At 75.4% G+C, this 12,377-nt stretch carries 5 protein-coding genes and 1 pseudogene; 1 reads left to right on the plus strand and 5 read right to left on the minus strand.

The genetic code is table 11. The features are described from left to right. From ACWDR0_RS08305 to ACWDR0_RS08325, 5 genes and pseudogenes are all read right to left on the minus strand, one after another. Positions 1-264 (minus strand): annotated as a pseudogene (locus ACWDR0_RS08305) (serine/threonine protein kinase); the annotation flags it as partial. Positions 265-382: 118 nt separating this feature from the next. Continuing rightward, positions 383-2,386: a serine/threonine-protein kinase gene (locus ACWDR0_RS08310; protein WP_456350862.1), complete on the minus strand. Its 2,004-nt coding sequence runs from the start codon at positions 2,384-2,386 to the stop codon at positions 383-385. Between the two features lie 275 nt (positions 2,387-2,661). Further along, the gene (locus ACWDR0_RS08315) at positions 2,662-5,859 is read right to left on the minus strand and encodes a protein kinase (RefSeq protein ID WP_456350863.1); all 3,198 of its coding nucleotides are present in this window, start codon (positions 5,857-5,859) and stop codon (positions 2,662-2,664) included. 105 nt (positions 5,860-5,964) lie between these two features. Further along, positions 5,965-8,454: a protein kinase domain-containing protein gene (locus ACWDR0_RS08320; protein WP_456350864.1), complete on the minus strand. Its 2,490-nt coding sequence runs from the start codon at positions 8,452-8,454 to the stop codon at positions 5,965-5,967. A 430-nt stretch (positions 8,455-8,884) separates the two neighbouring features. Continuing rightward, on the minus strand, positions 8,885-10,591 hold the full coding sequence (locus tag ACWDR0_RS08325) for a glycerol-3-phosphate dehydrogenase/oxidase (RefSeq protein ID WP_456350865.1): 1,707 nt from the start codon (positions 10,589-10,591) through the stop codon (positions 8,885-8,887). A 451-nt stretch (positions 10,592-11,042) separates the two neighbouring features. Between ACWDR0_RS08325 and ACWDR0_RS08330 the strand changes: the two genes are divergently transcribed. Further along, positions 11,043-12,290, plus strand: a complete 1,248-nt coding sequence (locus ACWDR0_RS08330) for a nucleotide sugar dehydrogenase (protein WP_456350866.1) — start codon at positions 11,043-11,045, stop codon at positions 12,288-12,290. Positions 12,291-12,377 lie beyond the last annotated feature (87 nt).

A 12,377-nucleotide genomic window follows, 5' to 3' on the forward strand; every position in this document is an offset into this window, starting at 1 on the left:
GGGCGCGGTCGCGGGTACGGACCCGGGAGCGGACTCCGGGCCGGGCGCGGTCGCGGGTACGGACCCGGGAGCGGACTCCGGGCCGGGCGCCGCCGGGACCGGGGTCCGGACCGCCGCGGGGAACGGAGACGCGGCCGGGGACGGAGGGACGGCCGGAGCGGCGGCGGGCTCGCGCACCGGCACCGGAGCCGGGGTCACGGCGGCGTCCGGCGGCCTGAGTTCGAAGCTGGTGGGCTCGCTCGCCCGTCCTCCGTCGTTCGTCATGCCCACATCCTGTGCGGCCGGTACGCGCGGATGCCACCGGTCACCGGCAGCGGATGCAGAGCCGTGACAGAGCACCCGCGGAGGAATCCGGGACCGGCCGGGCCGGGCCCGCCGGCGGTCACAGGCCGCCGCGACCCCGCCAGCCCTCCAGGATCCGGTCGAAGTCCTCCTTGACGGACTCCCAGCTCCCCGCGGGTCCGGCGAGGAACAGCGCGTACTCCGTCCCGCCGGAGTCGATGTACAGCTGGTCGACCGCGCGCCGCGGCCCGGCGAACTTGCCCTTCTCCGTCCAGGTGAACTCCAGCAGGGCGGCGTCCTTCCGGCCCTGGAAGGTGTTCCGCTCCAGGGCCTTCCGCTCGTACTCCGGCAGCTTCCCGAGGGACCGCTCCAGTTCGACGGCGTGGTCGTACGGGTCCGGGTAGGGCGGGGTCTCGGTGATACCGATCCGCAGCCGGTGGAGGCCGCCGTCGGGCGAGTAGTCGACCTGGTTGTCCTTCTCGGCGATGCGCTGCCATTTGTCCGGCAGGAGGAGGGAGAAGCCGAGCGGGTCCTTCACCCGCTTCCAGCCGTCCGGTACCTGCTCCCCCGGGGCGGCCGAGGAGCCGGTGGAGGGGGCGGCCTTGCCGGGGGTGCCGGGGCCGGGCGAGACCCCCGCGGTGGCGGCGGAGTCCTTGCCGGTCCCGGTGGCGGGGTCGTCGCCGCCGTCGGCGTCGGCGTACCGCATGGCCAGTATTCCGGCGACCGCTCCGCCGAAGGCGGCGAGCGCGACGGCGAGGGCGATCAGCCGGGTGCGGCGCCCGCCGGACCCCCCGGACCTGCCGGACCCGCCGGACCGGTTCGCCGCCCGGCGGCCGCGGCGGCCGTTCGGCGGCCCGGCCGGGGGGACCGGCGGGGCCGCGGCCGTGGTGGTCGTGGGGGCGGGCACGGGGTGCGGAACTCCGCCGCCGTCCGGCCGGGTGTCGCGGCCGGTGCCCCGCCCGGGCTCCGGCGCAAGGACGTCGGTCGCTCCCGTACCACCACCGGTACGGCCCGCGGCATCACCGGCGGCGTTGCCGAAGCCGGCCGCAACCGGACCGGACCCACCGGTGCCGAAGCCGCCGGTACCGGAACCACCGAAGCCGGTGCCGGAACTCCCCGTACCGAAACCGCCGGTGCCGGTGCCACCCGTACCGAAGCCGCCGGTCCCCGAGCCCCCCGGGCCCGGGCCGCCCGGTGCGGAGCCGCCCGGGAGGACGGCGGTGGCCCCGGTGACCGGGCGGTCCGGGCCCGGTACCCCTCCCGTACCCTCCAACTCGCCGACGGCCGCCGCGAGCAGCCGTTCGGCCTCCGCCGCGGTCGGCCGGGCCTCCGGCTCCTTGCCCAGCAGCGCCATCACCACCGGGCCGAGCGGACCGGCCTCCGCCGGGCACTGCGGCTCCTCGCTCACCACGGCCCGCATGGTGTCCAGCGGCGAGGTACGGCGGTACGGCGACACCCCGGTCAGCGCCGCGTACAGCGTCACGCCGAGGGACCAGAGATCGCAGGCGGGGCCGGGGTCGGCGCCCCGGACCCGCTCCGGTGCCACATAGTCGATGGACCCGACGATCTCGCCGGTCCTGGTGATGGTCGTATCGCCGTCGATGGCCGCGATGCCGAAGTCGGTGAGCAGGACGCTGCCGTCCCGCGCCAGCAGCACATTGGCCGGTTTCACATCCCGGTGGAGGACACCCGCGGCATGGGCCGCGCCCAGGGCGCCGAGCACCCGCAGCCCTATCCGGGCCACCTCCAGCGGGGGTATCCCGCCGGACTTCTTGATCTCGTCGGCGAGCGAACGGCCCTCGACGTACTGCATCACGATCCACGGGCGGTCGTCGTGCTCCAGGACGTCGTGGACGGTGACGACGCACGGGTGGGTGATCCGGGCCGCGGCCCGGGCCTCCGTCTGCGTCCGCAGGTGCAGCAGGGCCCGGTCCGCCTCGGCCGCGTAGATACCGGCGGTCAGCTCCTTGATGGCGACAACCCGGTGCAGCACCTCGTCCCGCGCGCGCCAGACCCGGCCCATGCCGCCCTTGCCGATGCAATCGCCCAGCCGATAGCGGCCGGCGAGCACCGGCGCCCCGCCCGCGTTCTGCGTGTTCTCCACGTCCCCGCCGTCTCCCCGCCCGTCATCCCTGCACTGGCAACCCCCGCTGCCCCGCTGTCCCCGCCGGCCCGGCCCGTCCGCTTGTGCCGCGGCGGCGCCCGTTCGGCAACTCACCGCGCCGTTGCGGCGTTCCGCGCGAATGACGGAACGTCACCCGGGCCATGGGGAGGGACGGCAAAAGGAAAGTAAACGGTTCCTCGTGCGCGGACCTCCACAGCTTGCGGAGGAGCGGGCGGACGACCGTGCCGGCTCCGTCGCCGGCGGCCGACGGTCCGTCAACTCTTCGTCCGGTAGACGGCGACGGCCTGGTCGTACACCTCCGACACCTTCTCACGGCGGTCCGCGGGGCCGAGGACCTGGAGCACGTGGTAGCGGCCGTCGATGACGACGACGCGATTGCGGACGTACACCTCGCGTCCGCTGCTGTCCTGCCAGGTGTACTGGCCCTCGGCCATCACCCGCCGGCCGACCTCGATCCGGCGCAGCCCGCTCGACGTCGACCACGACGAGCTCCGGAACGGCTCCAGTTCGCGCAGCCGGTCGCGCTGGTAGACGAGAGGGTCCTCGCCGTCCTGGACGCGGTCCCGGCCGGGGACCACGAGCAGGGTGTAGTCGCCGTCGCCGTAGCGGATCTGGCCCGCGTCGTTCATCGGGCGGCGCTGCCAGCCCTGCGGGACGGCGACGGCGAAGCCCTCGGGGTCGGTGCGGAGTTCATAGCCCTTCGGGAGGGGGCCGGAGCCGGGCGCCGGGTTGTCCGGGGCCGCCGTACCGGGCTTCCCGGACGCGGTGTTGCCGCCGGAGGGGGTCGAGGTCTGGGGCTGCTCGGCGCCGGGGCTCTCGCCGCCGCTCGGGGTGGGCCGGGGGTTGCCCTGCGGGAGGGTGCCGCCGTCGGTCTCGCCGGCCTCGGGCAGGAACAGCACCGCGTACAGCACCGCGCCGGTGAGCAGCAGAAGCACGCCGAGCAGCAGTTTCCGGCCCAGTGATCCGGGGGCCTGCTCGCGCCGGGCGCGGGGCTTCTTGTGGCGGTGCCGGCCCTGGACGACCTCCGCGGATCCGCCGCGGCGTCTGCGGACCAGCTCGCCCCGGCGGCGGACGATGGGCAGCCGGGTGCCGCCGCCGGGCGGGGCGGCGGGGAGCGCCACCACATCGGCGCCCGCGTCGGGCTCGGGGGCGGAGCGGACCAGGGACCGCAGCCAGCCGCGGAGTTCCTCGGTGTCGGGGCGTTCGGTGGGGTCCTGGCGGAGCAGGGATTCGACGACCGGGCGGAGCGGACCGCACTCCTCGGCGAAGGCGGGCGGCTCGGCGCAGACCAGCTGCACCAGCTCGGCGGCGCTGTCCTCGGGATAGGGGGCATGGCCCTGTACGGAGCGGTAGAGCAGGGCGCCGAGGGCCCAGAGGTCGGTGGCGGGGCCGACGGGGGCGGCGAGCTGCCAGTTCTCGTGGACGGGTCCGGCCTGCTCGGGCGCCCAGCGTTCGGTGACAGCGCCGACGACGGTGATCCTGGCCTGCCGGGCGCGCTCCGCGGCGAGCGGGGTCGCCGGGCCGCGGTGGGCGGGCGCCGCGGGGGCCTGCTCCGCGTCCCAGCGGCCGGGGGCGGGGAGGGCCGGGACCGGACCGGCGGCGGGCTCGCGCCGGGCGTCGGCGCGCAGCGCCTCGGGACCCGCGCCGCCGCGGTCCCACCCGGCAGGGGGCGCCGCCGCGGCCGGGGGCGGGGCGGAGTGGTCGTCGCCGGGTGCCGGGGCGCCGCCGGGCCGTCCGGCGCGGGCGACGGGGAGGGCGGGCAGCCCGCCGGGGGCCGGGGCCGCGGGGCCGCCCGCCGGGGGCAGGACGCGGACTCCGTAAGGGTCGCTGTACCGGTGGGGGTTGCGGTCGGGGACGACGGGCAGCGGGGGCGGCGCGGGGGTGCCGCCCGCGGGGAGCGGACGCGGTCCGTCCGGCGAGGGCAGCAGTCCGTCCTGCCAGACCCCGGTGAGATGCGCGGGCCCGGCGGCGTCCGGCCCGGCGGTGCCCGTTCCGGGCGCGGTTCCGGGCGCGGTGCCCGTGCCGGTTTCGGAGCCGTCGGAGCCGGTGCCGGTTTCGGGGCCGTAGGGATCGCGTCCGTACGCCACGTGCCCGTACGGGTCGTGGTGGTGCGGAGCGTGCCCGCCGGGCGTCTCCGCGGGGGCGTCGCCGGGGGTCACATGGTCGTGGTAGCGGGGGCCTTCGTGCTCGGTACGGGCGGGGGCGGCCGGTCCGGGGCCGTACGTCCCCGGGTGCGCCCCTGCCCCGCCGGGAAGGGAGGGCCGATCCGTGCCCGGGTAACCGGCACCGGGGGTACCGGAGCCCGGCGGCACGGCGAACCCGGACGGCGAGGAGCCCGCGCCGGACGGGCCGGGGAGACCCGGCAGCGCGGGACGCCCGCCCGCGGCCTCAACACCGGAGGCTCCGGGCGGCCCGGGGTCGGCCGGCCCCTGGGACCCTGCGCCGGAGGCGCCCGGCGGGGCTGGCTTACGGGCCCACCAGTCGGGGTCGTCGCCGGACCGGACCGGGGAGCGTTCGTCGCCGCCCCGGCCCGCCGCGGCCGCGCCCGCGCGGTAGGCCGCTATGGCACCCGCCCGGGCGGCCCGCACGTCCGGCGCGGGCGGCCACGGGCCACCGCGGCCGCCGTCCCCGCCGGGGCCGGTGTCGGTGTCGGTGTCCGTGTCGGGGTCGTCGGCGAACTCGCCCTCGTACGACTCGTCGCCCTCGTACTCCCCGTCGTCCTCGTCCGGCGCGGCCTCGTACTCGCCCTCGTCCCCGGCCTCGCCCTCGTGGTCAGGGAAGTGGCCGGGCTCCCCCGCCCCGTACTCCCAGTCCCCGTAGGGCGCCGGGGGCGGGGCGGCCGGCACCGGCGCATAGCCGCAGAGGGCCTCCTCGGCCGCTCCGGCGGCCAGGCCGGTGAGCACGACACGCCCGTCCTCGCAGACCAGGACCGTGCGTGCGGTGACGTTGCGGTGGATCCAGCCGTACGCGTGGACCGCGCCCAGCGCGGTCAGCACATCGGAGGCGACTTCGGCGGCCCGGTACGGTGTCAGCGGCTGTTCGGCGAGGAACGCGGCCAGCGGACGGGCCTCGACCCACTCGCTGACGATCCAGAGCGAACCGTCCTCGGCGAAAACGTCGAAGACCTGGTCCAGACGGGGATGGTCGGGCACCTGCGCGGCGGCCCTGGCGGCCTCGACGGCCCGCAGCACCGCGGGGTCGGTGGGCCCGGCGGCGGTACGTCCCGGGGCGCGCCCGGCGCGCGGCGCCCCGGTGCCGCCCGCGGGGCCGGGGAATTCGTCCGGGCCGACGAACTCCGCGTCCACCGTCTCCGGCAGCGGCACCTGACGGAGCAGCACTTCCTGGCCGCTGTAGGTGTCGAAGGCGCGGAGTTCGGCGGGTTCGTACTCGTCGGACGGGAGCAGCGGCAGACGGTAGCGGTCGGAGAGCACCCTGCCCGCGTAGTCGTCCATATCGCCTCCCCTCCTGCCACCGGCCGGTCGGCCGGCCGGTCCGCGGCGCCCTCAGGTGCCTTGCGGTGCCTGCCGTCCGCGCCTTCTCACGATACGTGTACCCGCTCAGTCCTTGGGCTTGAATGTCGCGAACGCGGTCTCCCGCAGGGTCTTGCAGGCCGTCGCGTTCCACTCGGCGACCGGACAGGACACCATGATCGAGTAGCCGCGCTTGTCGTCGACGACGAAGCCGCGGTTGAGGACCCGCATCCGCTTGCCGTCGTGGTCGCGCTCGAACTCCCAGTCGGCGACGGTCCGGTAGCCGTTGAACTGGACCGCCTTGATACCGATGTGCTGGTAGTTGGTGCTGGCGGAGCGGGTCGGGCCGACCGCGTTCTCCCAGGCGGCGACGGCGTCCTTGCCCGGCTTGCCGTTGAAGTCGACCTGGACCCGGGGGAAGGAGCCCCGGGCGGTGTTGTAGATACCGCCCGAGTTGGTCCCGGCTATGTTGGTCCGGCTGAAGTTCCCGGGCATGGCCATGGTGAACCGGAACTGGTCGTCGCTCTTCACCGCGTAACCGGTGGGCAGGGCGGCGTCCTTGCCGGTGTCCTTGCCCGCCGGGGGCGCGGACGCCCCGGGTGTGGCGCCGTCCTTGCCCGTGGCGCCCTCGGCCGTGCCCTTGCCGTCGGTCTTTCCGTCCGGCTCGGTCCCGCCGGTCTTCTCCTGCCCGGCGCCGCCCCCGGTCTCCTTGGCGTCCTTGCCGGTGGGGGCGCCGGCGGAGGTGGTGGTCCCACCGGTACCGCCGTCCTTGGCCGCGTCTCCGTTGCCGTCGTTGCCGATGGTCAGATAGAGGACGGTGCCGAGGACGGCCAGCACGATGCCGACCGCCAGCAGGACCAGCGTGCGGCGGGGCACCACGTCCGTCAGGGGCGCCGCAGGCTGCCGGGGCGGGTGTGCCGCGCTCGCCGCCGCCGCGGGGGCGGCGGCGCGGACGGGCCGCCCGGGACCGCCCGTACGGTCACCGCCGGGGCGCGGCGGCGTCCGCGGCTCGGGCGGCGGGATCGTCGGCAGGGTCATGGCCCGGGTGGCGTCGGGCGCGAGCGGGGCCTCCGCGGGCACGTCCGGGGCGCTCAGGGCACGGACCAGCAGCGCCCGGGCCCCGGCGTCGTCGAGCCGCTGCTCCGGGTCCTTGGCGAGCAGCCCGTAGATGACCTCCTCCAGCGGGCCCGCGTTCTTCGGCGGGTCCAGCGGTTCGGTCATGACGGCGGTCAGGGTGGCGATCGCCGAGCCCTTGTCGTACGGCGGGGCTCCCTCGACGCTCGCGTAGATCAGCCCGCCCAGCGACCAGAGGTCGGCGGCGGGGCCGGGCCGCTGGCCGCGGGCCCGCTCGGGCGAGATATAGGAGGGGGCGCCGACGAGCATGCCGGTCGAGGTGATCGAGGGGTCGCCCTCGACGAGCGCGATACCGAAGTCGGTGAGCACGACCCGGCCGTCGTCCGCGATCAGCACGTTCGACGGCTTCACATCGCGGTGGAGGATGCCCTCGCGGTGCGCGGAGCGGAGCACGTCCAGTATCGCCAGACCGACCTCGGCGGCCCGGCGGGGCGTCAGGGTGCCGTCCTCGCGGATCACTTCGGCCAGCGATTTGCCCTCGACCAGCTCCATCACGATCCACGGGCGGTCGTCCTCGTCGACCACGTCGTAGACGGTGACGGCGCTGGTGTTACGGATCCGGGCGATGGCCTTGGCCTCGCGCAGGGTCCGGGTGATGAGCCGTCGCTTCTCGTCCTCGTCGATCTGGTTGGGGAAGCGGAGCTCCTTGACCGCAACGGTCCGGCTGAGGGTCTCGTCCTCGGCGCGCCATACGGTGCCCATACCGCCCCGGCCGAGCACTCCGCCCAGCCGGTACCGCCCGGCGAGCAGCCGCCCCTCCGAGTCGCCGGACCCGGAACCGGAACCCGAACCGGAGCCCGGCCGGGAGCCACGGGCGGCGGCACCGCTCCGTGCGGTCCCGCCCTGCCTGCCGCCGTCCGCCGCGCCACCGCGTCCGGCGGGGCCGCCGGGCGCCTTCTCCCGGTCGTCCGCTCCGGCCCGGCGCGGGGATTCGTCCGCCGTCCCGGTCCCGCCGTCCGCTCCGGAAGACTTCACGGCGCCGGATCCGGCCGCGGAAGGCTGCCCGGACGTCTGCCCGGCCCGCTCCGGACCGCCGTCCGTGTCCGCGGGGTCCGCCGGGTCCGTCGCGTCGGCCGTGTTCGCTTCGTCCTCCGCGCCGGAATCCGCGCCGGAATCCGCAGCGGACTCTTCGGCGGACGGCTTCTCCTTGGCCCGCCGGTCGGCCTGAGTACCGATCACGGGGTCGGCGCCGGACCGGGATCCGGTCTTCGCCGCACTGCCGCCGCCCTCCGCACCGGCAGGCTCACCGGCCGCGGTGCCGCCGGCCGCGGTGTCCGTGGCCACGGCGCCCGCCGCTCCGGCCCCGGCCGCCGCACGGTCCGCGCCGGTGCCCCCGTCCGCACCGGACCGGGCGCCGGATCCGCCGCCGTTCTGCACTGCCGCAGACGCACGCTCCTCGGAGCCGTCCCGCTGGGGCTTCCGCGACTGCTCTGCCTCCGACATGCGTCCCCTCTGCGATCCCTGGTCTTCGCCCGCGCCTGTCGCTCCCGCGCGATGCGGTAACACGCCCTGGCAGAGCATTCATTGTCCCTCACTCCGGGAAGGGCGTCTCTTCAGGGTCTCTTCGTGATCCCGTTCGCCGCGCCCCGCTCCCCGAGGGTGGTGGCGAGGGTAGTACGGAACCCGCCGTGCCCCCACCCCGTACGGGGCAACGGTCCGGCATCCGGAACGGCAACGGCCTCCCGGACCTCCGGAAACGGCCCGGCAGGGCCGGGGGCGGCGGCGGGCCGCAACACCCCCGGAGGGAAACCGGCCGGGAGCGGAAACGGAACCGCGCGCAGCCGGCAACAACACCGGTGGGAACGGCGGGACGGGCGGCGCGCGCAAACGGCGGCGGAGGCCGCGGCACCGCCCGGTCCCGGTGGGCGAGACCTCAGAGCGGAACGATGTCCGGGGCGCCCAGCCGGGCCGCGTCCGCCGTCAGGTCGTCCGGCTGCCGCTGCGACTCCCGCTCCGCCTCGACCCGCTTCTCGTAGTGCTCGACCTCCTTCTCGATCTGCTTGGAGTCCCAGCCGAGCACCGGCGCCATCAACTCCGCGCACTCACGGGCGCTGCGGGTGCCGCGGTCGAAGGTCTCGATGGAGATCCTGGTCCGGCGGGTGAGGACGTCGTCGAGATGGCGGGCGCCCTCGTGCGAGGCGGCATAGACGATCTCGGCGCGCAGGTAGTCGTCCGCGCCGGTCAGCGGCTCGCCGAGGGCGGGGTCCGCGGCGATCAGCGCGAGCACCTCCTCGGCCAGCGAGCCGTAACGGTTGAGCAGGTGCTCGACCCTGACGACATGAAGGCCCGTCCGGGCGGCGATCCCGGCGCGCTTGTTCCACAGGGCGGGATAGCCCTCGGCGCCGACCAGCGGTGTCTCCTCCGTGACACAGGCGGCGACCCGCTGGTCGAGGCCGTGCACCGCCTCGTCGACCGCGTCCTTCGCCATCACGCGGTACGTCGTGTATTTGCCGCCGGCCACCACGACCAGACCGGGCACCGGGTGGGCGACCGTGTGCTCCCGGGAGAGCTTGCTGGTGGCGTCCGACTCCCCGGCCAGCAGCGGCCGCAGGCCCGCGTAGACGCCCTGGACGTCGTCCCGGGTGAGGGGGACGGCCAGCACCGAGTTCACATGCTCCAGCAGATAGTCGATATCGGCGCTGGAGGCGGCGGGGTGGGCCTTGTCGAGGTCCCAGCCGGTGTCCGTGGTGCCGACGATCCAATGACGGCCCCAGGGGATCACGAACAGCACCGACTTCTCGGTGCGCAGGATCAGCCCGGTCGTCGAGTGGATGCGGTCCTTGGGGACGACGAGGTGGATGCCCTTGGAGGCGCGGACATGGAACTGGCCGCGCTCGCCGATCAGTGCCTGGGTGTCGTCCGTCCACACCCCGGTGGCATTGACGATCTGACGGGCCCTGATCTCGTACTCCCCGCCGCCTTCCACGTCCTGGACACGGGCGCCGACGACCCGTTCGCCCTCGCGCAGAAAGCCGATGACCCGGGCCCGGCTGGCGACCTTGGCGCCGTAGGTCGCGGCGGTCCGCACCAGAGTGGCGACGAACCGGGCGTCGTCCATCTGGGCGTCGTAGTACTGGAGGGCACCGACGAGGGCCTCCTTCCGGAGACAGGGCGCCACCCGCAGCGCGTGCCGCCGGGAGAGATGCCGGTGGACGGGCAGGCCCCGGCCGTGGCCGGAGGAGACCGACATCGCGTCGTACAGGGCGACGCCCGCGCCCGCGTAGAACCGCTCCCACGCCTTGTGCTGAAGGGGATAGAGGAACGGAACCGGCTTCACCAGATGCGGGGCCAGCCGCTCCAGCAGCAGTCCGCGCTCCTTGAGCGCCTCGCGGACCAGCGCGAAGTCCAGCATCTCCAGATAGCGCAGCCCGCCGTGGATGAGCTTGCTGGACCGGCTCGATGTGCCGGAGGCCCAGTCCCGGGCCTCCACCAGACCGGTGGAGAGCCCTCTGGTCACCGCGTCCAGCGCGGTCCCGGCGCCGACCACACCCGCACCGACGACCAGAACGTCCAGCTCCCGCTCCGCCATGGCGGCCAGCGCCGCGGCGCGCTCCTCGGGTCCAAGTGCCGCTGTCTTCACTGCGTGCCTCCCGTCGCCCCCGTCCGCCCCGCCGGGGTCCTGTCCCCGCCCGGGGTACCGCCCCGCGGCGCCGGAACGCCGCCGCGGGACCGGCGCGGGGCCCTCGTGTGCGCGTGCCCGCGCCCACCGCGCCCATGCGCCGTGCCCGGCAACCCGGCCGGACCGCACTCCGGCCGGTTCGCCCGTCCCGGCCGGTCGCACGCAGGGCGGCGGCCGGACTCCGGCCCGGGCCCCGGCCTGCGTCACTTCATGATCCGGCCGGACTCACACCATCGATTCTGTCCGCACTCCGCGACTTCAGCCACCGCCTGTGGATAACACTCCGTGTCCCACACCCGCACAATCCGACATAACGGTCATATTTACGCCTAGTCTGACATTGCACTCGCTCATTCCGCCCACCCGGCTTGCGCGAACTCCCCCCACCGGTTACGGGAAGGACGGCCACACCATGCCCGCAGATCTCGCCGTCATCGGACTCGGCCACGACGGCCTCCCCCTGGCCCAGGCCGCCGTCTCCGCGGGTCTGGCGACCGTCGGCTACGACCCCGACCCCCGCCGGCTCGCCGAACCCGCGGCCGGCCGCACCCCCGCCGATGTCCGCCGCATGGTCACCGGCGGCTTCCGGACCACCACCGACCCCGCCGAACTCGGCCGGGTGCGCACCGCGGCCCTCTGCGTCCCCACCCCCCTCGGCCCCGGCGGCGAGCCCGACCTCACCGCACTCGCCGAAGCCGCCCGCACCCTCGCCGCCCGGCTCCGCCCCCACACCACGGTCCTGCTGGAATCCCCCGTCCAGCCCGGCACCACCGAGACCCTCCTCCGCCCCCTCCTCGAAACGGGCTCCGGCCTCCGGGCCGGCCGCGATTTCCATCTCGCCTACTCACCCGGTCGGGTGGATCCGGGCAGCCGCACCCACGACTACGCCAACACCCCCAAGGTCATCGGCGGCCTCACCCCCGCCTGCACCGAGGCCGCCGCCGCCTTCTACGGCCGCCTCACCGAGAAGGTCGTCCGGGCCCGCGGCCCCCGCGAGGCCGAGACCGTGAAACTACTGGAGAGCGCGTTCCGCCAGGTCAACACCGCGCTGGTCAACGAGATGGCGGTGCTCTGCCACGACCTCGGCGTCGACCTGTGGGACGCGATCCGCTGCGCCGAGACCAAACCGTACGGCTTTCTGGCCTTCCGCCCGGGCCCCGGCGTCGGCGGCCACGGCGCCCCGCCGGACCCCGGCACCCTGCTGCGCTCCGGTGGCTCCCCCACCACCGGCACCGGCCTGCGGCTGACCGGCCTCGCCCGCGAAATCAACGACCGGATGCCCGGCTATGTGACCCGGCGCTGTGCCGCCCTCCTCAACGAGTACGGCAAATCGGCCCGCGGCGCCCGGGTGCTGCTGCTCGGCATCACCTACAAACCGGATATCGCCGAGGTCCAGGGCAGCCCCGCGACCGAAATCGCCCACCGGCTGACCGAACTGGGCGCGACGGTCGGCTACCACGACCCGTACATCCCCGAATGGCAGGTCGGCGGTGTGCCCGTCCCCCGGGCCGACGCCCTCTACGAAGCCGCCGCCGACGCCGACCTCACCGTCCTCCTCCAGCACCACCACACCTACGACCTCCAGGGCCTGGCCGCCAAGGCCCAGCTCCTCCTCGACACCCGCGGCGCCACTCCAGCAGGCGCCGCGAACCGGTTGTGATTTTCAGGGGGTACGCCGAAGGCCCGGCCCCCGAAGGGACCGGGCCCTGGAACAGCGGTGGTCAGCGCTTGGGCTGCCCGGCGGTGC

The organism is Streptomyces sp. NPDC003691, assembly GCF_053981115.1.